Source organism: Sphingomonas aerolata (assembly GCF_023935825.1).
Classification (GTDB): domain Bacteria; phylum Pseudomonadota; class Alphaproteobacteria; order Sphingomonadales; family Sphingomonadaceae; genus Sphingomonas; species Sphingomonas aerolata.
Map to the genome: position 1 here is coordinate 1036114 of NZ_CP098762.1, position 25576 is coordinate 1061689.

The 25576-nt window shown below is 66.5% G+C and carries 26 protein-coding genes; 14 read left to right on the forward strand and 12 right to left on the reverse strand.

Annotated elements, in window-relative coordinates:
- Nucleotides 1-16 precede the first annotated feature (16 nt).
- Nucleotides 17-1105, reverse strand: coding sequence for a DNA polymerase IV (gene dinB / locus NEF64_RS04900; protein ID WP_056406049.1), 1089 nt, complete (start codon nt 1103-1105; stop codon nt 17-19).
- A gap of 147 nt (nt 1106-1252) precedes the next feature.
- On the opposite strand from dinB, the gene NEF64_RS04905 reads away from it, so the two are divergent.
- Nucleotides 1253-2647, forward strand: coding sequence for a phospholipase D-like domain-containing protein (locus NEF64_RS04905; protein WP_082446801.1), 1395 nt, complete (start codon nt 1253-1255; stop codon nt 2645-2647).
- A gap of 30 nt (nt 2648-2677) precedes the next feature.
- Here the strand turns inward: NEF64_RS04905 and NEF64_RS04910 are convergent, their stop codons facing one another.
- Both NEF64_RS04910 and NEF64_RS04915 read right to left on the reverse strand, forming a co-directional pair.
- Nucleotides 2678-4357, reverse strand: a complete 1680-nt coding sequence (locus tag NEF64_RS04910; protein ID WP_056406051.1) for a formate--tetrahydrofolate ligase — start codon at nt 4355-4357, stop codon at nt 2678-2680.
- A gap of 4 nt (nt 4358-4361) precedes the next feature.
- On the reverse strand, nt 4362-5216 hold the full coding sequence (locus NEF64_RS04915; protein WP_056406052.1) for an ABC transporter permease: 855 nt from the start codon (nt 5214-5216) through the stop codon (nt 4362-4364).
- A gap of 86 nt (nt 5217-5302) precedes the next feature.
- On the opposite strand from NEF64_RS04915, the gene NEF64_RS04920 reads away from it, so the two are divergent.
- On the forward strand, nt 5303-6085 hold the full coding sequence (locus NEF64_RS04920; protein WP_056406053.1) for a GcrA family cell cycle regulator: 783 nt from the start codon (nt 5303-5305) through the stop codon (nt 6083-6085).
- Between the two features lie 339 nt (nt 6086-6424).
- Here the strand turns inward: NEF64_RS04920 and NEF64_RS04925 are convergent, their stop codons facing one another.
- The gene (locus NEF64_RS04925) at nt 6425-7276 is read right to left on the reverse strand and encodes an outer membrane protein (protein ID WP_031394659.1); all 852 of its coding nucleotides are present in this window, start codon (nt 7274-7276) and stop codon (nt 6425-6427) included.
- Between the two features lie 162 nt (nt 7277-7438).
- Between NEF64_RS04925 and parE the strand changes: the two genes are divergently transcribed.
- Nucleotides 7439-9442: a DNA topoisomerase IV subunit B gene (parE, locus tag NEF64_RS04930; protein WP_056406054.1), complete on the forward strand. Its 2004-nt coding sequence runs from the start codon at nt 7439-7441 to the stop codon at nt 9440-9442.
- Between the two features lie 52 nt (nt 9443-9494).
- On the opposite strand, the gene NEF64_RS04935 is transcribed toward parE, so the two are convergent.
- Nucleotides 9495-10292, reverse strand: coding sequence for a hypothetical protein (locus NEF64_RS04935; RefSeq protein WP_056406055.1), 798 nt, complete (start codon nt 10290-10292; stop codon nt 9495-9497).
- A gap of 247 nt (nt 10293-10539) precedes the next feature.
- Here NEF64_RS04935 and NEF64_RS04940 point away from each other — a divergent pair, with 247 nt between their 5' ends.
- The 5 genes from NEF64_RS04940 to queE all read left to right on the forward strand — a co-directional run bounded on the left by NEF64_RS04940 (nt 10540) and on the right by queE (nt 15427).
- Nucleotides 10540-11730 carry an aspartate aminotransferase family protein gene (locus NEF64_RS04940; RefSeq protein ID WP_056406056.1) on the forward strand — a complete coding sequence of 397 codons (1191 nt, stop codon included), beginning with the start codon at nt 10540-10542 and terminating at the stop codon, nt 11728-11730.
- A gap of 168 nt (nt 11731-11898) precedes the next feature.
- A complete protein-coding gene (gene argF / locus NEF64_RS04945; RefSeq protein WP_056406057.1) occupies nt 11899-12822 on the forward strand; it encodes an ornithine carbamoyltransferase in 924 nt (307 codons plus the stop codon).
- 164 nt (nt 12823-12986) lie between these two features.
- Entirely contained in the window at nt 12987-13892 is a 906-nt protein-coding gene (gene hslO, locus NEF64_RS04950) for an Hsp33 family molecular chaperone HslO (RefSeq protein WP_056406058.1), read from the forward strand.
- A gap of 196 nt (nt 13893-14088) precedes the next feature.
- Entirely contained in the window at nt 14089-14793 is a 705-nt protein-coding gene (queC, locus tag NEF64_RS04955) for a 7-cyano-7-deazaguanine synthase QueC (protein WP_056406059.1), read from the forward strand.
- 1 nt (nt 14794) lies between these two features.
- Nucleotides 14795-15427 (forward strand): 7-carboxy-7-deazaguanine synthase, encoded by a 633-nt coding sequence (queE, locus tag NEF64_RS04960; RefSeq protein WP_056406060.1) that lies wholly within the window; start codon nt 14795-14797, stop codon nt 15425-15427.
- Nucleotides 15428-15484: 57 nt separating this feature from the next.
- Here the strand turns inward: queE and NEF64_RS04965 are convergent, their stop codons facing one another.
- The 3 genes from NEF64_RS04965 to lipB all read right to left on the reverse strand — a co-directional run bounded on the left by NEF64_RS04965 (nt 15485) and on the right by lipB (nt 17534).
- Nucleotides 15485-16192, reverse strand: a complete 708-nt coding sequence (locus tag NEF64_RS04965) for a hypothetical protein (RefSeq protein ID WP_192097582.1) — start codon at nt 16190-16192, stop codon at nt 15485-15487.
- A 279-nt stretch (nt 16193-16471) separates the two neighbouring features.
- The gene (locus NEF64_RS04970; protein WP_031396007.1) at nt 16472-16720 is read right to left on the reverse strand and encodes a hypothetical protein; all 249 of its coding nucleotides are present in this window, start codon (nt 16718-16720) and stop codon (nt 16472-16474) included.
- Nucleotides 16721-16811: 91 nt separating this feature from the next.
- The gene (gene lipB / locus NEF64_RS04975) at nt 16812-17534 is read right to left on the reverse strand and encodes a lipoyl(octanoyl) transferase LipB (RefSeq protein ID WP_261362616.1); all 723 of its coding nucleotides are present in this window, start codon (nt 17532-17534) and stop codon (nt 16812-16814) included.
- Between the two features lie 169 nt (nt 17535-17703).
- Here lipB and NEF64_RS04980 point away from each other — a divergent pair, with 169 nt between their 5' ends.
- Both NEF64_RS04980 and NEF64_RS04985 read left to right on the forward strand, forming a co-directional pair.
- Nucleotides 17704-18537, forward strand: a complete 834-nt coding sequence (locus tag NEF64_RS04980) for a DUF7847 domain-containing protein (protein ID WP_056406062.1) — start codon at nt 17704-17706, stop codon at nt 18535-18537.
- The gene (locus NEF64_RS04985; RefSeq protein ID WP_252574673.1) at nt 18534-19274 is read left to right on the forward strand and encodes a YciC family protein; all 741 of its coding nucleotides are present in this window, start codon (nt 18534-18536) and stop codon (nt 19272-19274) included. The genes NEF64_RS04980 and NEF64_RS04985 overlap by 4 nt, the downstream gene beginning before the upstream one ends.
- Before the next feature lie 33 nt (nt 19275-19307).
- Here NEF64_RS04985 and NEF64_RS04990 read toward each other — a convergent pair whose 3' ends face one another.
- From NEF64_RS04990 to NEF64_RS05000, 3 genes are all read right to left on the reverse strand, one after another.
- Nucleotides 19308-19901, reverse strand: a complete 594-nt coding sequence (locus tag NEF64_RS04990) for a GNAT family N-acetyltransferase (RefSeq protein WP_031393569.1) — start codon at nt 19899-19901, stop codon at nt 19308-19310.
- 10 nt (nt 19902-19911) lie between these two features.
- Nucleotides 19912-20754: an oxygen-dependent coproporphyrinogen oxidase gene (gene hemF, locus NEF64_RS04995; RefSeq protein ID WP_056406064.1), complete on the reverse strand. Its 843-nt coding sequence runs from the start codon at nt 20752-20754 to the stop codon at nt 19912-19914.
- A gap of 68 nt (nt 20755-20822) precedes the next feature.
- On the reverse strand, nt 20823-21272 hold the full coding sequence (locus NEF64_RS05000; protein WP_031393567.1) for a tRNA (cytidine(34)-2'-O)-methyltransferase: 450 nt from the start codon (nt 21270-21272) through the stop codon (nt 20823-20825).
- 194 nt (nt 21273-21466) lie between these two features.
- Between NEF64_RS05000 and petA the strand changes: the two genes are divergently transcribed.
- From petA to NEF64_RS05020, 4 genes are all read left to right on the forward strand, one after another.
- Nucleotides 21467-22033, forward strand: coding sequence for a ubiquinol-cytochrome c reductase iron-sulfur subunit (gene petA, locus NEF64_RS05005; protein ID WP_042467607.1), 567 nt, complete (start codon nt 21467-21469; stop codon nt 22031-22033).
- Between the two features lie 10 nt (nt 22034-22043).
- On the forward strand, nt 22044-23342 hold the full coding sequence (locus tag NEF64_RS05010) for a cytochrome b (protein WP_031393565.1): 1299 nt from the start codon (nt 22044-22046) through the stop codon (nt 23340-23342).
- Nucleotides 23343-23363: 21 nt separating this feature from the next.
- On the forward strand, nt 23364-24206 hold the full coding sequence (locus NEF64_RS05015; RefSeq protein ID WP_056406065.1) for a cytochrome c1: 843 nt from the start codon (nt 23364-23366) through the stop codon (nt 24204-24206).
- Nucleotides 24207-24450: 244 nt separating this feature from the next.
- Nucleotides 24451-25098 carry a hypothetical protein gene (locus tag NEF64_RS05020; protein WP_156360318.1) on the forward strand — a complete coding sequence of 216 codons (648 nt, stop codon included), beginning with the start codon at nt 24451-24453 and terminating at the stop codon, nt 25096-25098.
- A 4-nt stretch (nt 25099-25102) separates the two neighbouring features.
- Here the strand turns inward: NEF64_RS05020 and NEF64_RS05025 are convergent, their stop codons facing one another.
- On the reverse strand, nt 25103-25564 hold the full coding sequence (locus NEF64_RS05025) for a MaoC family dehydratase (protein WP_056406067.1): 462 nt from the start codon (nt 25562-25564) through the stop codon (nt 25103-25105).
- Nucleotides 25565-25576 lie beyond the last annotated feature (12 nt).

Below are 25576 nucleotides of genomic sequence, written 5' to 3' on the forward strand. Positions count from 1 at the left end.
CGAAGCGAGCGGCGGGTCAGAGCAGGACGGGCTGTGCATCGTCCGGCTCGTCGCCGACCAGCCCCGACAGCGTCAGGCCGAGCAGCCGGACGCCCTGCGGTACCGGAAGCTGCGCCATCAGCAGGTCCAGTCCCGCGGCGACGAACGCAGCCTTGTCGACCACCGCGGCGCTCGAAGAGCGCGCGCGCGTGATCGTCCGGAAATCGGCATGGCGCAGTTTCAGCGTGACCGTTCGCCCGCGCGTGGCGTGCCGCTCGATCCGCACCCACGCCGCATCCGCAACCCGGTGCAACGCCTCGCGCAGCGCCGCCGGATCGCTCAGGTTGGTCTCGAACGTCCGCTCCGCACCGACCGACTTGGCGGCACGGTTGACGCGCACCGGGCGGTGATCGATCCCGCGTGCTGCCCCGTACAGATAGTCCGCATAGCTGCCGAAATGCGCCTGGAGGAACGCCAGCGGGCGTTCGAGCAGATCGGCACCGGTCAGGATGCCGAGCTGTTCCATGCGCTTGGCGGTGACCGGGCCGACGCCGTGGAACCGCTTGACCGGCAATGACGCGACGAACGCGGCACCGCGTTTCGGCGTTATGACGCAGATCCCGTCGGGCTTGTTCTGGTCCGACGCCAGCTTAGCGATAAACTTGTTGTAGCTGACCCCGGCCGACGCGGTCAGCCCGGTATCGGCCCTGATCCGCGCGCGGATTTCCTCCGCGATCGCCTGCGCCGATCCTACCCCACGGATATCGGCGGTGACGTCGAGATACGCCTCGTCGAGCGACAGCGGTTCGACGAGCGGGGTGAAGTACGCGAAGATCGCGCGGATCTGGTCGGACACCGCACGGTACACGTCGAAGCGCGGCGGCACGAAGACGAGGTCGGGGCAGCGCCTGAGCGCGGTGACCGACGGCATCGCGCTGTGCACCCCGAAGGTGCGCGCCTCGTAGCTCGCGGCGGCGACCACCCCGCGCGCGCGCGAACCACCCACCGCGACCGGCCGACCTTTCAGCGTAGGGTCGTCGCGCTGTTCGACCGAGGCATAGAAGGCGTCCATGTCGACATGGATGATCTTGCGCTGCACCGGCGGCGGGGTAGGAGAAGCGGCCATCTGCACCGCAGATAGGTTCTGACGATGCGCGGAAACAGAGCGTCGTTACGGCGTTGAACGAATTCGGCCGGGCGCAAGCGGCGACGACAAGGGGACCTGGACGTGCGGATCGGAACCGAATGCTGGCGTATCGAACGCGCGGACCAGATGTCCGTGATCGTCGATGCGGAGGAATATTTCCGCCAGGCGCGCGTCGCCATGCTCAATGCCAAGCGGCGGATCATGCTGATCGGCTGGGATTTCGATGCGCGGATCCAGCTGGAACCCGGGGTCGACCGCCCCGGCGAACCGCCGACACTCGGCGCCTTCATCCTGTGGCTGGTCGAACGCCAGCCCGAACTCGAGATCTTCCTGCTCCGCTGGGACACGGGTGCGATCAAGTCGCTGTTCCGCGGCTCGACCCTGTTCACGATGATGAAGTGGATGCGGCATCCGCGCATCCATACCAAGCTCGACGGGCATCATCCGACCGCGGGGTCGCATCACCAGAAGATCGTCATCATCGACGATTGCCTCGCCTTTTGCGGCGGGATCGACATGACCGGCGACCGCTGGGACACGCGCGAGCATCGCCATGACGATGCGCGGCGGCGGCGTCCCTCGGGCCGTCCCTACAAGCCGTGGCACGACGCGATCAGCGCGGTCGCAGGCCCCGTCGCAACCGCATTAGGGCAGCTGTTCCGCGATCGCTGGGTGCTGGCCGGCGGCGTGCCGATCGCCGAGGCGAACCCTGGCGCGGCCTGCTGGCCCGACGAACTCGGCGTGCATTTCCGCGATGTCGACGTCGCGATCGCGCGGACCGAACCCGAGATGGATGATCAGGTCCCGGTGCACGAGAGCGAGGCGCTGTTCCTCGCGCAGATCGCCGGGGCCAAGCGGCATCTCTATATCGAGAGCCAGTATTTCGCGTCGCGCAAGATCGCCGAGGCGGTCGCGCGCCGTCTCGACGAGGCGGACGGGCCCGAAATCGTGATCATCAACCCGGTGACTGCGCAGGGGTGGCTCGAGCCGATCGCGATGGACACCGCGCGCGCGCGCCTCATGACCGCGCTGGCGCACCGCGACGTCCACAAGCGGCTGCGCATGTATCATCCCTACACCAGCGGCGGGGAGGCGATCTATTGCCATGCCAAGATCCTGATCGCGGACGACCAGATCTTCCGGCTCGGGTCGTCGAACATGAACAACCGTTCGCTGCGGCTCGACACCGAATGCGACCTCGCGATCCGCGCGCATGACGAGGCGACGAGCACGGGGATCACCGCGATCCGCAACGACCTGATCGCCGAACATCTCGCGGTCGATGTCGAGGTAGTGACCACGATGATCGCCGAGACCGGGTCGCTGATCGAGACGATCGAGCGGCTGCGCGGGCAGGGCAAGTCGCTGCGCGCCTATGAGGCGCCCGACCTGACCGCGGTCGAGGAATGGCTGGCGGACAATGAGGTACTCGATCCCGAGGGCCCCGAGGAGATGTTCGAGAGCTTCGCGAAGCGCGGCCTGTTCCGCCGCCTCCGCCACCGCCGCCCGAAGAAGAAGTGAGCGATCCTCCCCGCCAGGGGGAGGATCAGATTAGAACAGCCCTTCGATCAGCCCGTCCGCATCGAGCCGGATGGCTGCCGCCGCGGGGACGCGCGGAAGGCCCGGCATCGTCATGATCTCGCCGCAGATCGCGACGACGAAGCCCGCGCCCGCCGCCAGCCGAACCTCGCGCACCGGCACGATATGCCCGGTCGGCGCGCCGAGCAGCGCGGGGTCGCTCGAAAAGCTGTACTGCGTCTTGGCAAGGCAGACGGGCAGGTGGCCATAGCCGGCATCCTCCCAGCGCTTGAGCTGCGCCAGCACGCTGGGCTCCGCGACCGCATGCTCGGCGCGGTAGATGCGCCGGGCAACCGTGTCGATCTTGTCGAACAGCGACAGCTCGTCGCCATAAAGCGGCGCGAAATTCGCGGCATGCGTGTCGCACAGCTCGGCCACCGCGTCGGCGAGCTTGGTTGCCCCCGCGCCGCCCTCGGCCCAGTGGCGGCACAGGATCGCACGGGCGCCGTGCGCGCTCGCCGCCTCGTGCACGACCGCGATCTCGGCCTCGCTGTCGGTGTAAAAATGGTTGATCGCGACGACCGCGGGAACGCCGAACTGGCGGATATTCTCGATATGGCGGACGAGATTGATCGCACCGCGCCGGACCGCCTCGACGTCCTCGGCGCCGAGATCGGCCTTGGCGACCCCGCCGTTCATCTTGAGCGCGCGGACTGTCGCGACGATCACCACCGCATCGGGGGACAACCCTGCTTGGCGGCATTTGATGTCGAAGAACTTCTCCGCGCCCAGATCCGCGCCGAAGCCCGCCTCGGTCACGACATAGTCGCCCAGCGCCAGCGCCGCGCGCGTCGCGATCACCGAGTTGCAGCCATGCGCGATATTGGCGAACGGCCCGCCGTGCAGGAAGGCAGGGTTGCCTTCGAGCGTCTGGACGAGGTTCGGCTTGATCGCCTCTGCCAGCAGGACCGCCATAGCGCCGTCGGCCTTCAGGTCGCGCGCGGTGATGGGGCTGCGATCGCGCGTATAGGCGACGACGATGTCGCCCAGCCGCCGCTCCATGTCGGCCAGATTCTCGCTGAGGCACAGGATCGCCATCACCTCGGAGGCGACGGTGATGTCGAACCCCGATTCGCGCGGATAGCCATTGGCGACCCCGCCGATCGACTGGACGATGTCGCGCAGCGCACGATCGTTCATGTCGAGCACGCGGCGCCACACCACGCGCCGCACGTCGATCTGCAGCGCGTTGCCCCAATGGATATGATTGTCGATCATCGCCGCGAGCAGGTTGTGCGCCGCGGTGATCGCGTGGAAATCGCCGGTGAAATGGAGATTGATGTCCTCCATCGGCGCGACCTGTGCCCGCCCGCCGCCGGTCGCGCCGCCCTTGGTGCCGAAGCACGGCCCGAGCGACGGTTCGCGCAGCGCCAGCACCGTCTTGCGCCCGGTCAGGTTCAGCGCGTCGGCCAGCCCGACCGAGGTCGTTGTCTTGCCCTCACCCGCGGGCGTCGGGTTGATCGCGGTGACCAGCACCAGCCGGCCACGCCGCGCCCCCTCGCGGCGGCCATGCGCCTCGAGCCAGTCGAGTGCGATCTTGGCCTTGAACCGGCCGTAGGGCTCGACCGCGTCGTCGGGGATGCCGAGCGCGTCGGCGACGTGCGCGATGGGGCGCAGCGCGACGCTGCGGGCGATGGCAATGTCGGTTGTCATGAGCCTAGTTCTTCAGTTTCCAGCCGCTTTTCAGCAGCATGTAGCACAGGGTGGCGAGCGCGACGTCGATCGCCAGGATGACGAGGCCGCCGACGATCACCGGCGAATCGGCGACGCCCAGAAAGCCGTAGCGAAAGCCCGAGATGATGTAGAAGAACGGATTGACGTGGCTGAACGCGCGGAACGCGGGCGCCAGCGTGTCGACCGAATAGAAGGTGCCCGACAGCAGCGAGAGCGGCGCGACGACGAAGTTGGTGACCGCGGCGGCATGGTCGAACTTGTCCGCCCAGATCGACGTCAGCACGCCGAGCAGCGCGAGGAAGGTCGCGCCGAGCAGGCCGAACCACAGGATTGCGAGCGGCGCATGCGGCGTGACGTGCACGCCCGGATACAGCGCCATCGCCGCCCAGACGACGCACCCGACCAGCACCGCGCGCGTGACCGCACCGCCGACCAGCGCGGCGAGCAGCTCGGCGGTCGACAGTGGTGGCTGAAGATAGTCGACGATCGTGCCCTGCATCTTGCCTACCAGCAGCGAAAAGCTCGCATTGGCGAAGGCGGGGCCCATCATGCCCTGGCTGATGATCAGCCCGGGGGCGATGAAATCGGCGAACATCACGGTCTCGCCGCCGACCAGCACGGGGCGTTTGGCGCCCGTCGCGATGGTGAAAACGATCAGGAACAGCAATGTCGTCATCGCCGGCGCCCACACCGTCTGCAGCTGGACCTTGAAGAACCGGCGCACCTCCTTGATATAGAGGGTACGAAGTCCCTCCCAGTTCACGTTGCGAATGACGGGAACGCCGGGGGCGGATTGCACCGCCGACTGGATTTCACCGATTGGGGGCTGGCTGCTCATGGGGGTTGCGGGTAATCGCTGCCGCTGTCGCCCGCAACCCGGTTGACGAAGACTATACCGGCCGACCCGAAGACTGAGGAACGAACATGTCCTGGACCGACGAGCGTATCGAGACGCTCAAGACGATGTGGGAAGCCGGCCAGACCGCCAGCCAGATCGCCGAAGCGCTGGGTGGCGTCAGCCGCAACGCCGTGATCGGCAAGGCGCACCGCCTCGAGCTTCAGGCGCGCCCGTCGCCGGTGAAGCCCAACGATCCCGACGCGAAGAACGCAGAAGCGAAGGTCGCGGAGGCGAAGGCGGCGGAGGCGAGGCCGGCCGAGTCGCCCGTTGTCGACACGCCGCCCGTGGTCGCCGCCGAACCCGTCGCCGCAGCGCCGGCTCCCGCGCCTGAACCCGCACCCGTTGCCGCTGCACCCGAGCCCGCACCGCGTGCGGCGCCCGTCGCCGCCGATGCGGATGAAGACGCCGACGAGGACGAGGATGAGGACGACGACGCGGTCGAACCCGCCGCCGCACCGGTCCGCGCACCACAGCCGATCCTGCGCTCGATCGGACCCGGCGGCTTTCTCCGCCAGGCGCCCGGCGAGCAGCAGCCGCCGAGCACGCCCGCCCCGCCGCGGCGTCTCGTCCCCGCCAAGCCTTCGCCTGAAATGGCGGGCAAGACGAGCCTGCTCGAGCTCAACGACCGCATCTGCAAGTGGCCGCTCGGCCATCCCGGCGAGCCTGATTTTCACTTTTGTGGTGACAAGGTGAACCCGGGCTTCCCGTACTGCGTCGCGCATTGCGGTCACGCCTATCAGGCACAGCTGCCCCGCCGCGACCGCCGCCCGACGCCGCCACTCCCCTTCGGCGGCCCGCGCGCACGCTGAGATGGGGGGGGGCGTTTTCGCTATCCGTGCTTCGGATGCATGCCTGTCGCGGAGCCAATCCCCAAGGCACCACCCCGGCGGAGGCCGGGGCCCAGTTGGGAAGGCCGTGGTAACGGCAGGCAACGCGTAATTGCCTCGGTCGCCCAACTGGGCCCCGGCCTTCGCCGGGGTGGTGTTTTGCGGAGACCATATTCACGAAAAAAGGGCCGCCTCCCTTATCGGGGAGCGATCCTTTATCCTCACCCGCGCCGCGGCGAAGCCGCGTCGTCGGACGTCGCTAGTGCGGCGCCGGCCGAGCTTGGGTGGTGTGACGCCGTTTGGCGTCACACCACCCTGCGCTTAGAACCGGAATGCCGCCGTCGCGCGCAGGCTGTGCCAGCGGAACTTGTCGTCGCTGCGACGGAAGTCCGTGCCGGTCGTGTTTGGCGCCAGCACGAACGGGTTCGTCGCCGGCTGGGTGCCCTGCGTCACGCGGACGCGGAAATCGTCGTCCTGATACTGGTGGAACATATATTCCATGCCGACAGAGATGTTCGGCGTGACCTTTTGCTCGATGCCGCCGCCGCCGAGGATGCCGAACTGCTGGCGCTTGCCGCTCTGCTGATAGGCGTTGCCGGTGTTGGTGCTGTAGAAATCCCGGTCGATCTTGGCATAGCCCGCACCGAACGTGCCGTAGAACAGCGTGGTGTTGACCGCATAGCCTGCACGGCCGCGGATCGAGGCTTCCCAGTCGACGCTGCGCGTCATCACATAGCTGGCGGGCGTCGTCGAGAAAGCGGTGACGCTGTCGGTGATCTCGCTCTTGCCGAATTCGCCGACCACGCCGACGACGATGTTGCCGCGCTGCGCGTCCATGCCGACGCGGCCATAATATGCGGCGCCGTCCTTATCCTTGCGGCAGCCGCGGCCACCGGTCAGCGTCGTGGCGGTCGTCGCGCCGTTGCAGAACCCGCTGCTGAACGCGTTGGCGCCGGCTGCCGTCGTCACCGCATCCCCGAACCGTCCGTCGAGATTGCGGTCGAACAGGATCGACGATCCCGCGTCGTTCGGCTGCACGTCATAACCGCCCGCTGCGCCGACATAGAGACCGTTGAACGGTGCGTCCTCGGTGGTCTCCTGCGCAAATGCCGGCGATGCCGTGAGACCGAGAATGACCGCGCCAGCGAGGCCGGCATAGAGGGATGTGCGCATGTAAGCTCCGGATATGATTGATCTAAGACGACCAAGAAACGGAGCGTCCCGCCGATATATCCGCGATCATGACGTAAACATGACAGAAAGTTCATGTTGTGGCTTTTCCGCAACAGCGGTTGCGCGCTTGCACGGATCGCTGGCTAAGCCATATACCACGTCATGCCAGAAGACCTGCCTGAAGGCCTGTTCACGACCCCGTCAAAGACCGCCCCGACCTATGACGCGTCCTCGATCGAGGTGCTCGAGGGGCTCGAACCCGTCCGCCGCCGCCCGGGCATGTATGTCGGCGGCACCGACGAGCGCGCGCTGCACCATCTCGCCGCCGAAGTGCTCGACAATGCAATGGACGAGGCGGTCGCGGGTCACGCGACGCGGATCGAGGTCACGCTCGAGCCCGGCAACCGCCTGACGATCGTCGACAATGGCCGCGGCATCCCGGTCGACCCGCATCCCAAATTTCCTGACAAGTCCGCGCTCGAGGTGATTCTTTCGACGCTGCATTCGGGCGGCAAGTTCGCGGGCAAGGCCTATGCGACCTCGGGCGGTCTGCACGGTGTCGGCATCAGCGTCGTCAACGCGCTGTCGTCCGACACCGTCGTCGAGGTCGCACGCGACCGTCAGCTCTATCGACAGCGCTTCGCCAAGGGGCAGACGCTCGGCCCGATCGAGCGGCTCGGCACCACCCCCAACCGCCGCGGCACCAGCGTCGCCTTCACGCCCGACACCGAGATCTTCGGCAACGAGCTGCACTTCAAGCCGCAGCGGCTGCACAAGCTCGTCCGGTCCAAGGCCTATCTGTTCGCGGGCGTCGAGATTCGCTGGCACTGCGCGCCCGAACTGATCAGCGACGATACGCCCGCGCAGGCGGTGTTCCAGTTCCCCGGCGGGCTCGCCGACCATCTGCGCGATCAGGTCGCGGGTCGCGAATGCGCGACCGCCGACTTCTTCTCCGGCTCGCAGGATTTCCCGAGCGCGCAGGGCGAAACGCAGGGGCGCGTCGAATGGGCGATCGCCTGGCCGCTGTGGAGCGACGGCTCGTACAGCTGGTATTGCAACACCATCCCGACCCCCGATGGCGGCACGCACGAACAGGGCCTGCGCCAGGCACTGGTCCGCGGCCTGCGCGCGTTCGGCGATCTGGTCGGCAACAAGAAGACCAAGGATATCAGCGCGGACGACGTGATGATCGGCAGCGAACTGATGCTGTCGGTGTTTATCCGCGAACCGCAATTCCAGAGCCAGACCAAGGATCGCCTGACCAGCCCCGAGGCCGCGGGCCTCGTCGAGAAGGCGGTGCGCGACCATTTCGACCATTTCCTCAGCCACAATATGGACCGCGGCAAGGCACTGCTGAACTATGTGCTCGAGCGGATGGACGAGCGCCTGCGCCGCAAGCAGGAACGCGACGTCAAGCGCAAGACCGCGACGTCCGCCCGCAAATTGCGACTGCCCGGTAAGCTGACCGACTGTTCCGCCAACTCGCCCGAGGGCACCGAGCTGTTCATCGTCGAGGGTGACTCGGCCGGTGGATCGGCCAAGCAAGCGCGCGATCGCAAGACGCAGGCGATCCTGCCGATCCGCGGCAAGATCCTCAACGTTGCGTCCGCGACCAGTGCGAAGATCTTCGCGAACCAGGAAATCGCCGACCTGACGCTGGCGCTCGGCTGCGGCACGCGGAAGGACTGCGTGGCGGACAATCTGCGCTACGAGCGCGTCGTCATCATGACCGATGCCGACGTCGACGGCGCGCATATCGCGACGCTGCTGATGACGTTCTTCTTCCAGGAGATGCCCGACATCGTCCGCCGCGGGCACCTCTATCTCGCGCAGCCGCCGCTCTATCGCCTGACCTCGGGCACCAAGTCGCTCTATGCGCGCGACGACGCGCACCGTGCCGAACTCGAACGCACGGTGTTCAAGGGCAAAAAGGTCGATGTCGGCCGCTTCAAGGGGCTTGGCGAGATGAACCCCGGCCAGCTCCGCGAGACGACGATGGACCCCGCGACGCGCGGCATGCTGCGCATCACCCTGCCGCAGGAATATGAGGAGCGGGCAGGGGTGAAGGACCTGGTCGACCGCCTGATGGGCAACAACCCCGCGCACCGCTTTGCCTTCATCCAGGAAAATGCCGGCCGGCTGGACGAGGAAGCGATCGACGCGTGACCATTGGGGCAAGCGGGGGCCGTTCGATAGCCGCCCCCGCTTGCCTCCGGAATTACTGCCTGTGCGCGACCATCGTCGAGGTCTTCCCGTGTTTCAGGTCGTTGACCGCGGTGGTCATCGTCGTGCCGTCGGGCGAGAGCGACATGCTATACGTACCAATCGGCGTATCGCCCTCGTAATCGGTTTCGAACAGAGTCGTCGGTCCGGTCTGTTTCAGAGCGACCTTCGTCCAGCCCGGATCCCCGGTCACCGTTGCCGGCGGACCGTCGATCGTCGCGGCATAGGATATGCCAGTCGGCGTCGAGAAGGCCATGGTCTTACCGTCCTGTGCGAAGGTGAAGACGAGGCCCGTGTCGGATACCTGCGTATCCGTGGTTTCGCGCCACGCACCCGATAACGCATGGGCACCCGCCGGGGCGGGTGCGACGCGCGCATTGACCGTCGTTCCCGTCACCTCCACGCCGCTCGGTGCGGTCCGGTCGACAAAGGCGGAGGACGAACTCTGCCCGTCCGCGGCCAGCGTCACCGTCGCCTCGGCGACTGTCTTTCCGCTCTTCCGGAACGCGCGCTTGACCGTCGTCGCATCCACCACCGCGACCGATGCCTCGTCATAATAGGGATTGCCGACGATCGGGTGAAACGCGCCATCGGCGGGGAATTTCAGCGCGGGCTTGCACGTCGTGCAGCTGAAGGTGCCCGCCTGCAGGAGGATGATCGAGGGATTCTCCGCGGGTTGGCTCGCCTTCACATCTCCCTTCCAGGTGCCGTCGAACACGCCCTTGGCAAGCGCGGGGGTGGTGGCAAGAGCCATGGCCAGCATCACTGCCAGGCCGGTCGCATAGCGTTTCATACGTCAACCTCCTCTCGATGGGGACGCGACTGGGCTTGCGCCGGCGCGTTTGCGACGTCGGATGGAGCCGAGGGGAAGATTGCGCGTGCTGCCGGGGCGCCGCAAGCGGAGTCCGCGCCTTGGTACGGATCAGACAGGGCTGCGTCGGACGTCCGCGGTGTTGACGCCCATCCCCCGTCACCGGTATTAGGCGCCTCCGGGGCGGTCCATCACGGGCCGCCCTTCTCGTTTCGAAGAGGAAGCGCCTGTGACCATCACCCCGCTCATGCCCGTCTACCCGCGGTGTGGCGTGCGTCCGGTCCGAGGCGAGGGCGCCTATCTGTTCGGTGAGGACGGCCAGCAATATCTCGACTTCGCCAGCGGTATCGCGGTCAACGCGCTTGGCCATGGCCACCCCCATCTGACCAAGGCGATCGCCGATCAGGCCGCGACGCTGATGCACGTGTCGAACCTGTACGGGTCACCACAGGGCGAGCATCTCGCGCAGCGGCTCGTCGACAATACGTTCGCCGACACCGTGTTCTTCACCAATTCGGGTGCAGAAGCGGTCGAGTGCGCGATCAAGACCGCGCGCCGCTATCATTTCGCGAACGGCAATCCCGAGCGTCACACGCTGATCACGTTCGACACCGCGTTCCACGGCCGCACGCTCGGGACGATCTCGGCGACCAATCAGGCCAAGATGCGCGACGGGTTTGAGCCGCTGTTGCCCGGATTCGCCTATGCCAAGTTCAACGATCTCGAGGGTGCGCTCGCGCTGATCGACGACAACACCGCAGGGTTCCTGGTCGAGCCGATCCAGGGCGAGGGCGGTATCCGCCAGGCGAGCCCCGAATTCCTCCAGGGCCTACGCAAGGCCTGCGACGAGCACGGGCTGCTGCTCGTCCTCGACGAGGTCCAGTGCGGCTATGGCCGGACCGGCAAGCTGTTCGCGCATGAACTCTACGGCATCACCCCCGACATCATGTCGGTCGCCAAGGGGATCGGCGGCGGCTTCCCGCTCGGGGCGTGCCTTGCGACCGAGGAGGCGGCCAAGGGCATGGTCGCGGGGACGCACGGCTCGACCTATGGCGGCAACCCGCTCGGGATGGCGGCGGGCGAGGCGGTGCTCGACGTGATCCTCGAGGACGGGTTCCTGGAGCATGTCGCGACGATGGGCGACCGGTTGCGCCAGGGGCTCGAGCAGATGATCCCCAATCACGATCACCTGTTCGACAGCGTGCGTGGCACCGGGCTGATGCTCGGGCTGAAGCTGAAAAGCGACAGCCGTGCGTTCGTCGCGTTCGCACGCGATCATCACAACCTGCTGCTGGTGGCCGCGGGCGAGAACGTCATCCGCATCCTGCCGCCGCTGGTGATCGACGAGAGCCATATCGCCGAGTGCATCGACAAGCTGTCGACCGCGGCGCGTATCTACGTGCCCGCCGCCGACGATTGAGTGCCTTTGCGCGGTCACTAAACCCCGTTCGTCCTGAGTAGCCACTGAGCGAAGTCGAAGTGGCGTATCGAAGGACTGGCCCGCTTGGGGCATTGTCCTTCGATATGGGTCTTTGGCTTCGCTCAGCCCCTACTCAGGACGAACGGAACTTCTTACGGGGTCGTTACAATGAGCAACCGCCATTTCCTGAATCTCACCGACGCCGGCGCCGACGGCATCGCCGCGATGCTTGCCGACGCGCTCGATCGCAAGGCGGCGCGCGCCGGCTTCACCAAGGGCCGCGCCGACGCCGATGCGCCGCTCGCCGGCCACACGCTGGCGATGGTGTTCGAAAAAAACTCGACGCGCACGCGGTTCAGCTTCGACATGGCGATCCGCCAGCTCGGCGGGACGTCGATCGTCGCCGATGCCGGCAGCATGCAGCTCGGGCGCGGCGAATCGATCGCCGACACCGCGCGCGTGCTGTCGGGCTATGTCGACGCGATCATGATCCGCACCGACGATCATGCCAAGGTCGAGGAGATGGCGCATCATGCCAGCGTCCCCGTCATCAACGGGCTAACCGACGCGTCGCATCCGTGCCAGATCATGGCCGACCTGCTGACGATCATCGAGAGCGGCAAGGCGCTGCCCGGGCTCAAGGTCGCGTGGCTGGGCGATGGCAACAACGTGCTCGCCTCGATTGTCGAGGCCGCCGGGCTGATGCAATTCGACGTCGTCGCCGCCTGCCCACAGGGGTTTCAGCCCGAGGAAGAGGCGATCGTCCGCGCCTCTGGCCGCGCGCGCGTCGTCGCCGATCCGCGCGAGGCGGTCGAACGTGCGGACATCATCGTCACCGACACCTGGATCTCGATGGGGCAGGCCAATGCCGAGAGCAAGCTGAAGGCCCTTGCCCCCTATCAGGTCGACGCCGCGCTGATGGCGCTCGCGCGGCCCGATGCGAAGTTCCTCCACTGCCTCCCCGCGCATCGCGGTGAGGAGGTCACGCCCGAGGTGATCGACGGCCCGCAGTCGCTGATTTGGCAGGAGGCCGAAAACCGCCTCCACGCGCAGAAATCGGTGCTGCGCTGGTGCTTCGGGCAGATTGGTTGAAGCGCCCGGTTGGTTGATCGGGCGCAGGTCAGCCCCCATTTCCGTCATTCCCGCGGAGGCGGGAATCCATAAACTCCGAGCTGGTGGTGAGACCACCAGCGTATGTCGCTCTGCATCCCCGCCCGCGCGGGGATGACGCCGCGACGGGGGATGCCGAAGGAACGATGGTGAACGACCCCAACATGACCGATCTCGACCGCGCGCTGGCGTTTGCTATCCCCGCGCGCAGCGCCCGTGGCCGGATCGTCCGGCTCGGTACCGCGCTCGACGAGGTGCTCGCCGCGCATGCCTATCCGCCTGCGATCGAGAAGCTGCTCGCCGAGGCGCTGACGCTCGCCGCGCTGATCGGCTCGACGCTGAAGGACGCGAGCGGTCAGCTGACGATGCAGACGCGGACCGACAATGGCGTCGTCCAGTTGCTGGTCTGTGATTATCGCGGCGGCGAGGTGCGCGGCTATATCGAATATGACGCGGACAAGCTTGCCCAGGCGCCCGCCGAGCCGACGCTGTTCGCCCTGTTCGGCCAAGGCTATCTCGCGATCACCTTCGACATGGCGAGCAGCAACGAGCGGTATCAGGGCATCGTCCCGCTCGACGGCGATACGCTGTCTGAGGCCGCGCAGAGCTATTTCACCCAGTCCGAACAGATTCCGACAATAGTCCGCACCGGCATGGCGAAGGGGCCCGACGGGCGCTGCGTCGCGGGTGGTCTGTTCCTCCAGCATCTGCCCGAGGGCGAGGACGGCCGCGAGCGGCTGCACACCAAGCTCGACCATCCCGAATGGGAGCATGTCGCGACGCTCGGCAACACGATGGGCGCGGATGAGCTGACCGATGCGGCGCTCCCGCTCGAGACGCTGGTGTGGCGGCTGTTCAACGAGGACAGCGACGTCCGCATCCTTGCCGATATTCCCATCACGCGCGGCTGCCGGTGCGATCCCGACTATATCCGGGGTGTGATCGCGAAATTCCCGATCGACGAACGCCGCGACATGGCGGACGAGAGTGGCTTCATCCAGGTCGACTGCGCATTCTGTGCAAAGAAATTCCCGGTTCCGATCGAGGAATGACGCGTTTCTCAAGCGCGCGACGGTGAGAAATTGCGCGGCGTTAATGCGCTGTTTACCGCGCCGGGCTATACCTCCCTCGTGCTTTAGAGATTTCAGCACGTTTCTCCCTTGAGGCTGCTATTAGCGCCAACCTTTCAGGGCCGTCTTCGGGCGGCCCTTTCTTTTTGCCGCGGTCTGGCCTAGCGCGTCGCGCATCATGACATCATCAGCTCCCTTAGCGGTCGCCCTCGTCTCGGGCGGCCTCGACTCGATGGTTTCCGCCGCCATGCTGCGGGAATCCGGCCGGCGTCTGCTCGCGCTGTCGTTCGATTATAACCAGCGCCACCGCGTCGAACTCGACGCCGCGCGCCGCGTCGCCACCGCGCTCGGCGCCGAACGCCACATCGTCCTGCCGATGGACCTGTCCGCGTTCGGCGGCTCGGCGCTCACCGCGGATATCGACGTGCCCAAGGACGGTGTCGGCACCGATGATGCGGGTGGCATCCCCGTCACCTATGTCCCCGCGCGGAACACGATCTTCCTCAGCCTCGCGCTCGGCTGGGCCGAGGCGGCGGGCGCACGCGACATCTATATCGGCGTCAACGCGCTCGATTATTCGGGCTATCCCGATTGCCGCCCCGAATTCATCGCCGCGTTCGAGGGGCTGGCCGAACTCGCGACCAAGGCGGGGGTCGAGGGCGATCCGTTCCGCATCCAGGCGCCGCTCCAGCACATGACCAAGGCGGACATCGTCCGCGAGGGCACGCGGCTCGGGCTCGATCTCGGGCTCAGCTGGTCGTGCTACGACCCGACGCCCGACGGCAAGCATTGCGGCGAGTGTGACAGCTGCCGTCTCCGCTCGCGCGGCTTCGACGAGGCTGGGATCGCCGATCCCACCGTCTACGCGGTCAAGCCGGTCTGACATGAGTTACGCGGTCAAGGAAATGTTCCTGACGCTGCAGGGCGAGGGCGTGAATGCCGGCCGCCGGGCGGTGTTCGTGCGCTTTGCCGGGTGCAATCTGTGGTCGGGACGCGAACAGGACCGCGCGACCGCGGTCTGCCGGTTCTGCGACACCGATTTCGTCGGCACCGACGGGCTGGGCGGCGGCAAGTTCGCCGATGCGCGCGCGCTGGCGGATGCGGTGGCGGGGTTTTGGGGCACGGGCACGCAGGACCGGTTCGTCGTGCTCACCGGGGGCGAACCGATGCTCCAGATCGACGATGCGATCGTCGATGCGCTTCACGCGGCAGGCTTCCGGATCGCGATCGAGAGCAACGGCACGCTGCCGGTCCATCCCGGCATCGATTGGGTGTGCATCAGTCCCAAGGCGGGCAGTGTCGTCGTCCAGCGTCACGGCGACGAGCTGAAGCTGGTCTGGCCGCAGCTTGGTACCGACATCGCCGATATCGAGACATGGGATTTCGCGAACCTGCTGCTCCAGCCACTCGACGACCCGCAGGCGGATACCAATCGCGATGCCTGTGTCGCGCTGGTGATGCAGCGTCCGCAATGGCGGCTGTCGCTCCAGACGCACAAGATGCTGGGGCTGCGCTAGGCCGTCTTCCCGATCCGGCAGGGAAAGCCCCCGGCTCAAGGGCCGGGGGGTAAACGTTCAGCGGTTGGCGATGCCCACGCCCGCGGCGGGGGGCCAGTCGAGCGCGCCGCACTTCTTGGCGACCCATTCGGCCTTCTTGTTCCAGCAGATCGGGTCGAGCCGCGGCATCTTCACCCGGTCGCGGCCGATATAGCGCGGGAAACGCTGTTCGCCCCAGGGGATCAGGCTGTTGCGCAGCTCGCGCGTGCGCTGCAGCGTCAGATCGCCGAACTGCCCGCGCGGCGTGAACAGCGCGTCACGGCCGATCGACGCGGTCGTCTGGCAAAAGCCATATTGCGCCGCGACCGTCGCGAAGTTCGAATAGGTGCGCGTGCCGAACTGGTCGAGCGCAGCCTGGCCGGCCTTCGCACCCTTGGCCTTGTTGACGCGCAGGAAGTATTTGCCGAGCGTGTCGAAGGCGCCCTGCAATTCGGTACCGTGATCGGCGAGGATCGCATTGTAGTTCGACACAGTCAGCAGCGTCGGTTCGAACTGGCACTGGAGCGCCGCGACGTTCAGCGCCGCGCGCATGTGCCAGACCATCGCCGCGCGCTTCTCCGCGCTGGTGGCGTCGGGCATCGCCTGGCCGAGATCGGCCTCGTCCCCGGTCACCGCTGGCGCGGAGAAATCGCGTGATTGCAGAAAAAACTGGGCCGAGGCGGGCTGAGCCAACGCCATCGAGCCGCTCGCCGCGCAGAGCGCCAGCGCAGTACGCACCATCTTCATTCCCAACTCCCCGGGCATTCCATCCCGAGATTTCTAAAGCGTTTCTTGCCAACTCCCAACTGTTTTGAGGGGCCCGGCAGCCGATCGCGGCTTCGGGTATGGTCCGGGCCGCAGATTTCCGTCGCAGCCGAAACGAGATCGCGCATTGCGGGCAACAAACCGGGCTAGCGGTGGCATCGCGCATCCCGTCGCCCAGCGGTCGACTTGGCCCCAACGACAAGGGGCCGCCCGGTTTCCCGGACGGCCCCCCGCATCACATAATCTTCCGAAACCGGAAAATTACATCATGTTGTTGGTCATCATGGTGTCGTTCGACATCATCGTGTCGTTCGCCATCATGCCGTCGTTCATCGCGCCGTCAACGGCGGTCATGTTGTCGGTCATCGTGTCCATGCCTTCGGTGGCATTCATGTCGGTGACCATCGTGTTGTCGGTCGTGGTCTCGGTCTTCGGACCGCATGCCGAAACGGCAAGCGCTGCGCTGGCGATCAGCGAACCGGTCAGAACCTTGGAGATGAGTGAACGCATTTGGAAGCTCCCTAGATAGAGGATTTGGTAGGCCTGGAGGCCAGGTATATACCCAAATCGTAGTGGACATTAATCTGTAAAGGCCTGGCCCTCAAGCCTCGTTTTCTTGAGCCAAAGAAAGTGTTTCAAGGAACACGCCGCTCGTCAACGTCAGGGCAGCGTCAAAAGTTGCCATGTCGACCTTCGTGCCAAGCGATTTCAGGCTGGTAACGGGGTATTCCGCAAGGCCGCACGGCACGATTCCGCCGAAATGCGTCAGGTCCGGATCGATATTGACCGCAAAACCGTGCAGCGTCACCCAGCGCTTCACGCGCACGCCGATCGCACCGATCTTCGCCTCGCGGCCGCCGAGATTGGGATCGCGCGTCCAGATGCCGACGCGGCCCTCGACCGAAAACGCGGCGACGCCGACCTCGCCGAGCGCCGCGATCACCCAGTCCTCGACCGCGTGGACGAAGCGCCGGACGTCGCGCCCGCGTCGCCCGAGGTCGAGCACCAGATAGCCGATCCGCTGCCCCGGCCCGTGATAGGTGTATTTGCCGCCCCGCCCGGTATCGAACACGGGAAAGCGCGGATCTACCAGGTCGACCGGATCCGCGCTCGTCCCCGCGGTATAGACCGGCGGGTGTTCGAGCAGCCAGATCAGTTCGCGCGCATCGCCTGCGGTCACCGCGGCGGCGCGCGCCTCCATTTCGGCGAGCGCAGTGGCATAGGGGGTCAGGCCGGTATCGGTCCGCCATTCGAGCCCGTCGAGGCGCGACGGTGGATCGGCGGGCGCGAGGCGGCCGGAGGTCGGGAAGGGGGAAGCGGTCACGCGACCCATCTGCGCACTCGCCGCTGGTGATGCAAGCGGGCGGGGGCTTGCCACGCCGGCTGGTCCAACCGTCGCGGGAGTGGTCAAGCCCTGGGGCTTGGGCTACGTCGCGGCGGTATCGGGCATGCGTGCCAGGCGGCGAACGGGGAACAGGCGGATGGGAAGAGGCGTGAAAATCGGCACGGTCTGGGATCGTACCACCGAGGTGCTGTCGGGGCGTAGCGGCCAGATCGCGGCGGTTGCGTTGCCGACCCTGGTCCTCCTGCCGGTCGTCAACAACGCGCTCGTCCTGCTCGTCCCGCCGCAGCCGGCGGTGCAGCTCGTCGCCGGCATCGTCGCCGGCATCGTCGCCGTGGCGTCCGCGTTGCTCGCGATCCTGGGGTCGCTCGCGATTCTCGCGCTGGCGACGCAACCCTCGACCGGCCGCACCGACGCCTATCGTCAGGCGTGGGCGCGGCTGCTGCCCGCGCTCGGCGTGTCGCTCGTCGTCGGACTGATCGCGCTGGTTCTGATGGCGCCGGTGTTCATCGCGCTGATCGCGTCGCATTTCGACTTCGCCGCCGCGTCCGCTGCCGCCAGCGCGCCCGCGCGAATGCCGCAGCTGCCGCGTGCGACGGCGATGTTCGTCGTCCTCTACAGCCTTGCGCTGATCCTGCTCGCCATCTGGGCCAGTGCGCGGCTGATGCTGCTGACCGCGGTCGTGCTCAACGAACGGCTCGGGCTCGGCGCGATCCGCCGCTCGATCGCGCTGACCCGCGGGCTCACCTGGAAGCTGATCGGCGTGCTTCTGCTGTTCGCGATCGTGTTCGCGATCGCCACCTTCGCCGCTCAGGCCGTTGTCGGGCTCGTCTTTCGCCTGATCCTCGGCGGGGACCAGATCCCGACCGCGATGTTCCTTGCCGGGATCGCCGGCGCGCTTGCCAGTGCGGCGCTGATGGCGCTCGCCTATGTCTTCACGGCACAGCTCTATGTCGCCACCCGAGAGAAACCGATCACCGAATGAAAATCGACTTTACGGGCGTGTTGAAAGACGCCTGGGCCCTGTTCAAGCGCGACCGCGATCTGCTGCTCCGGATCGCCGGGCCCTTCCTGTTCCTGCCTGCCTTCGCGCTCGCGCTCGTCGTGCCCGACCCGCCGCTGCCCGATGCGGCGACGCGCGGCGACGAGGCGCAGGCGCTGGTCTGGGCGCAGGCGGTGACCGACTGGGCGGGGGCGAATGGCGGCTGGTACTGCCTGGCCTATGCGCTCAGCTTCTTCGGCATGGCGGCGGTCTATACGCTGTATCTCGACCGTGACCGGGTCGATATCGGCACAGCGCTCAGGCGTTCTGCCACGCTCCTGCCGCGCTATCTGCTCGCGATGATCCTGGTGTCGCTGCCAGCGGGGGCGGGGCTGCTTCTCTATGCGATTCCCGGCCTCTACATTCTTGGCCGGACGATGATGACCGGGCCGGTGCTTGTCGCCGAGGGACCGATCGGCGCGTTCGCCGCGATCCGGCGCAGCCTGTCGCTGACGCGCGGCGCCGGCCTGCCGCTCATGTCGCTCGCCGCGTTCGGCTATATGAGCGGTTGGGTGCTCGGCATGCCGTTCATGGCGCTCGATGGCGCGATGCGCGATGGTGGACAGGGCAATCCGGTGGCGATCGCGCTCGTCGATGCCGGCGCGGCGGCGGCTGCCACCGCCTCGGGGGTCGCGATGGCGCTGATCGCGGTGTCGGTCTATCGGCGGCTGGGGCGCTAGGCGGTCGCGGACCGTCGTGATCCGCCCGCGGGTCTAGCGGCGTCCGCCCAGAAACGGGATCTGCGGCGCGACGTCGGCGGGCAGCATCCCGGTCGCGCGCGGATCGGGAAAGGTCTCGATCGTCCGCCGCGTCGCGACGAAGCCCTGCGCGCGGTAGAAGCCGAGCGCGTTTGGATGGTCGAGCGTACAGGTGTGCAGCCAGACCCGCTCGACACCCCTGGTCCAGGCCCGCGCAAGCGTCTCCGCCATCAACCACCGACCATGTCCCTGGCCGGCGAGTTCGGGGATCAGCCCAAAATAGGAGATCTCGCAAGCGCCCGCCCGGCGCAGGTCGAGTTCGAGCATCCCCACCTCGATCCCCGCCGGGTCGACCACCGCATGCACCGCAATGCCCGGATCGCCAAGGATCGCAGCAAGCGCGGCATCGTCCATCGCCAGCCGCGAGAACCACAGCCAGCGCGATCCGACCCGGGCGAACAGCGCACGATAGCCCTCCAGCGTCGGCCGCTCCCAGCGCAGCAGCCGCAGTCGCGACGTCGGCATCGGCCTGAGCGGCGGCTTGCGCGGCATTTCGAGCGTGGTCACGATCGTGGCGAGCACGTCGTCCGCGACGGGGATCAGCGCCACCGGCCCCCGCTCACGACCATGTGGCGCGGGGCGGCAGGCTCATCAGGATCGCCTCGATATTGCCCCCGGTCTTCAGCCCGAACAGCGTGCCGCGGTCATAGACGAGGTTGAACTCGGCATAACGACCGCGCCATTCGAGCATCGCGGCCTCGTCCTGCGGTGTGAACGGCGTGTCCATCCGCCGCCGGACGATCCGCGGATAGGCGTCGAGAAACGCTTCGCCGACGTCGCGCGTGAACGCGAAATTGGCGTCGAAATTGCCGTCGAGATGATCGAAGAAGATCCCGCCGACGCCGCGGTTCACCTTGCGGTGGGGGATCTGAAAATAGGTCTCCGCCCAGTCCCGGAAGCGCGGGTAGTAAGCCGGGTCGTGCGCGTCGCAGGCGGCCTTCATCGTCGCATGGAAATCGGCGGTGTCCTCGGCGATCGGCAGCGGCGGGTTGAGATCGCCGCCACCGCCGAACCAGCGCTTGGTCGTGTTGAGGAAGCGGCAGTTCATGTGCACCGCTGGGACGTGCGGGTTGGCCATGTGCGCGACCAGGCTGATCCCGGTCGCGAAGAACCGCGGATCCTCGCCCGCTCCGTGGATCGACTTGGCGAACTCGCCCTCGAAGGTGCCGCCGACGGTCGAGACGTTGACGCCGACCTTTTCGAACACCTTGCCCTTCATGACGCCGCGCACGCCGCCACCGCCGGGTTCACCCGACGGATCGATCCGATCCCAGGGGGTATAGTCGAACACGGCATCCGACCCGGCCTCGCGCTCGATCGTCTCGAACTCCGCGCAGATCCGGTCGCGCAGCGATTCGAACCAAATGCGGGCGGCGGCTTGCTGGGGGTCGAGCTCGGTCATGGCACTGTCCTACAAATCCTGGTCGGGGCGGGGAAGGGGCGCGTTCGCCCGACACTCCCCCCGGTAGGTCAGGCGGGCCAGCCGTCCGTCTGCCGCAACGCCTCTGCCGCGACGATCGCGGTCGCGACCGAGATGTTCATCGATCGCAGGCCGGGCCGCATCGGGATCAGCACGCGCAGATCGGCGCGGGCATGGACGTCGTCGGGGACGCCCGCGCCCTCGCTGCCCATCAGCAGCACGTCGTCGGACTGGAACGTCGCCGCGTCGAGCCGGACCGCGCCCTTCGTCGTCAGCAGGACGATGCGCCCGCGGACCTGGTCGCGAAACGCCGCCCAGTCGACATGCCGGACGATCTCGACCGCGCCGACATAGTCCATCCCGGAGCGTGCGACCGCCTTTTCGTTCCAGGTGAACCCCATCGGCTCGATCAGATCGACCGCGAGTCCGAGACAGGCGGCGGTCCGCAAAATGGCGCCGACATTGCCGGCGATATCAGGTTGGTAGAGGGCGATACGCATACCGCTGCCTCTAATCCGGAACGCGCCGCAGTCAAAATGCTGTTGGCAAAGCGGGCTTGCGCCGTCTATCACCTATGGGCCTCCGTGGGGACGGTCGGGCAGGATGGCGTGCGGTGCGGCGAACCGGCATGCGCATCGGGCCACGAGAATAAAGATAAACTGCAAGGGCGAGATGAATGGCGATAGTCGACGACATGGTTCCACCCGGCGAGTCGCCTGAACCGTTTCACGAAGAGGCGCACGACCCGCGCCGCCGCGATTTCATCAATATCGCCGCCGTATCCTTCGCCGGGGTCGGCGCCGTCGCGATCGTCCTGCCGCTGATCAACCAGATGAACCCTTCGGCCGACGTGCTCGCGCAGTCGACCACCGAGATCGACCTGTCGAAGATCCTGCCGGGCCAGGCGATCAAGACGAGCTTCCGCAAACAGCCGCTGTTCGTGCGCAACCTGACGCCGAAGGAAATCAGCGAGGCCGACGCCGTCGACGTATCGACGCTGCGCGACCCGCAGACGCTCGCGGAGCGGACCAAGGCGGGCAAGAAGAACTGGCTGATCACGCTGGGCGTCTGCACGCATCTCGGTTGCGTCCCGCTCGGCGCTGGCGAGGGTGAGAACAAGGGCCCGTTTGGCGGCTATTTCTGCCCGTGCCACGGCTCGGCCTACGATACCGCCGCGCGCATCCGCAAAGGCCCCGCACCGACCAATCTCCAGGTTCCGGACTATGCCTTCAACTCCGACACCGTCGTCACGGTAGGCTGAGGAAACAACCATGAGCTTTCCCTGGGCCAAGCAATACGAACCGAAGCTGCCGCTGACGCGGTGGCTGGATGAACGGCTTCCCGTTCCCCGGCTCGTCTACAACGCGGTCGGCGCCGGTTACCCGGTCCCGCGCAACCTCAATTATTTCTGGAATTTCGGCGTCCTTGCCGGTGCCGCGCTGGCGATCCAGATCATCACCGGCATCACGCTGGCGATGCATTACGCCGCCAACGGCGCGGTCGCGTTCGACTCGGTCGAACACATCATGCGCGACGTCAATGCGGGCTGGTTCCTGCGCTATGCGCACGCCAACGGCGCGTCGATGTTCTTCATCGTCGTCTACACGCACATCTTCCGCGGGCTCTATTACGGCTCGTACAAGGCGCCGCGCGAGATGGTCTGGCTGCTCGGCGTGACGATCTTCCTGCTGATGATGGCGACCGCATTTATGGGCTATGTCCTCCCCTGGGGGCAGATGAGCTTCTGGGGCGCGCAGGTCATCACCGGCTTCTTCTCGGCGATCCCGCTGGTCGGCGACACCATCCGCATCTGGCTGCTCGGCGGATTCGCGCCGGACAACGCCGCGCTCAACCGCTTCTTCTCGCTGCACTATCTGCTGCCATTCGTGATCGCGGGCGTCATCATCCTGCACATCTGGGCGCTGCACATCCCGGGGTCGAACAACCCGACCGGCGTCGACGTGAAGGGCAAGCAGGATACCGTGCCGTTCCACCCCTATTACACCGCGAAGGACGGCTTCGGGCTCGGCATCTTCCTGCTGGTGTTCGCCGGCCTGCTGTTCTTCTTCCCGAACTATCTCGGCCATCCGGACAATTACATCCCGGCCAACCCGCTCTCGACGCCCGCGCACATCGTTCCCGAATGGTATTTCTGGCCGTTCTATGCGATCCTGCGCGCCTTCACCGCGGACTTCATCCTGCCCGCAAAGCTGTGGGGCGTGCTGGCGATGTTCGGCTCGATCCTGCTGCTGTTCTTCCTGCCGTGGCTCGATAATTCGCCGGTGCGGTCGATGAACTACCGTCCCAAGGCGCGGATCGCGTTCTGGGTGCTGGTCGCCGACATCCTGATCCTGGGCTATTGCGGCGGTGCACCGGCGACGGCGACCTATGTGATCCTCAGCCAGATCTGCGCTGCCTATTATTTCGCGCATTTCCTGATCATCCTGCCGCTGATCTCGCGGTCCGAACGGCCTCGGCCGCTGCCCAATTCGATCACCGAGGCAGTGCTGGCCAAGCGTGGCGGGACGAGCCCGGCGCACACCGCGCTCTCCCCCAAGCCCGCGCACTGATACGGACTAGAGGATACATATATGGTTCGTCTCATCGCATCCCTGGTCGGCGCCGCCTTCGTGCTGGTGCTCGGCATCGCGCTCTTCGGCAGCGTGTCGGGCGTCATCAGCGACCCCGTCGCGCCGTCTGCCGAGAGCGTCGCGCACAAGCATCCCAAGGAACTCGAGCTCGCCTCGAACGGCGTCTTCGGCAAGTTCGACCGTCGTCAGCTCCAGCGCGGGTTCCAGGTCTACAAGGAAGTCTGCTCGGCCTGTCACTCGCTGCGGCTGGTGTCGTTCCGCGATCTCCAGAAGATCGGCTATTCGGAGCCCGAGGTTAAGGCGATCGCCAACCAGTGGGTGATCGAACAGCCGACGATCAACCCCGAAACCGGCGAGGCCGCGACCCGCAAGAACATCCCGTCGGATCGCTTCCCGTCGCCGTTCGCCAACGAGGTCGCTGCCCGCGCCGCCAACAACAACGCGCTGCCACCCGATCTCTCGCTGATCACCAAGGCGCGCGAGGAGGGTACCGCCTATGTCCACTCGCTGCTGACGGGCTACACCGATCAGCCTGCCGCGCTGATCAAGCAGTTCCCGGACATCAAGACGCCCGAGGGTCTCTACTACAACCCGTATTTCGCGAACCTCAACATCGCGATGCCACCGCCGATCACTGCGGACGATCAGGTGGCTTATGCGGACGGGACCAAGGCGACGAAGGAACAGATGTCGGCAGACGTCTCGGCCTTCCTGACCTGGACGGCAGAGCCGAACCTGGAGTCGCGTCACGCCGTCGGCGTCGCGTCGATCCTCTTCATCCTCGTCTTCTGCGGTCTTGCCTGGGGCGCCTATCAGAACGTCTGGCGTGACGTGAAGCATTGATCCCGCGCCGCGGCTACCGCGGCATCAGGGCGTGAAGGACGGCGGATCGGGGCAACCCGGTCCGCCGTTTCGCGTTTGGCGACCCGCTGGCTGCACGTGTCCGTGTCCGGGACCACGCGACCCATGCCCAACCTGCGGTCCCGGCGCGCGTCAGCCGTCGTTCATGGAACCTGCGGTAGGTCGGTATTGTTGTGCGACCAATGGCGGCGCGTTGGGTCCGCTCTCCAGGTACGGGAGATTTTCGATGTTTTTCAAACGACTAGGACTGGTCAGTCTCGCCATTGGTGTCGGCCTCGGCGTGGCCGGTTGCACCGACGGGTATGGCTATGGCGGCGGCGGGATCGGCTATGCGAGCGATCCCTATTATGGCGGCGGCTACGGCAACGGCTATTATGACGGCTATGGCGGCGGATACGGGGCCGGTTATGCGGGCGTCGGGCTCGGCTCCTATTATGGCTGGTATGGCGACTATTATTATCCGGGTACCGGCGGATACGTCTATGATCGCAACCGTCGTCCGCACCGCTGGAATGGCGCTCAACAGCGCTACTGGCAGGGGCGTCGCGGCAATTACCGCGGTGCCGGCAACTGGGGCAATTTCGCCCGCGGCAACAGCCCCGCCGCGCGCGACTATCGCCAGGACCGGCGTGGCGCGAACCGCGACTTCCGCCAGGGCCGGCGCGAGGACCGCAACCAGCTGCGCGACGGCCAGATCACGCGCGAGCAATATCGCGGCGAACGGCGTGAAGCGCGGCAGAGCTATCGTGGCGAGGCACGCCAGGACCGGCGTGAATATCGTCAGGAGCGCGGCAATGGCGGCGGGTTCCGCGGTCGTGGCGGCGGCGGCGGCGGCCGGGGCGGCGCCTATATGAACGTCCCCGTCCCGAAGTGACGGATCAGGATGCAGGCGCGCCGGTCGGGCGCGTCTGCATCAGCGCGTTCGACACGAACGTCATCACCATGACATCGTCCTGATTGAACACCTGCATCCGGCTCTTCACGATCCCCATTTCGGGGCGGCTGGCGGAAACCCGTTTGTCGAGCACCTCGGTCACGCAGCGCAGCGTGTCCCCCGGATAGACGGGCTTCAGCCATTTGAGTTCATCGATCCCGGGCGATCCGAGACTCGCCTGACGGTGCTCACGGATGTGCTCCACCAGCATCGCCATCGTCATCGCGCAGCTATGCCAGCCGCTTGCCGACAGCCGACCGAAATGCGTCTTCGCCGCGGCCTCGTCGGACAGATGAAAGGGCTGCGGGTCGTACTTCTCGGCAAAGGCGATCACCTCGTCGCGCGTCACCGGATAGTGGCCGAACGCCGCGGTCGCCCCGACTGCGATATCTTCGAAATACTGCACGCCCGCTGCTCC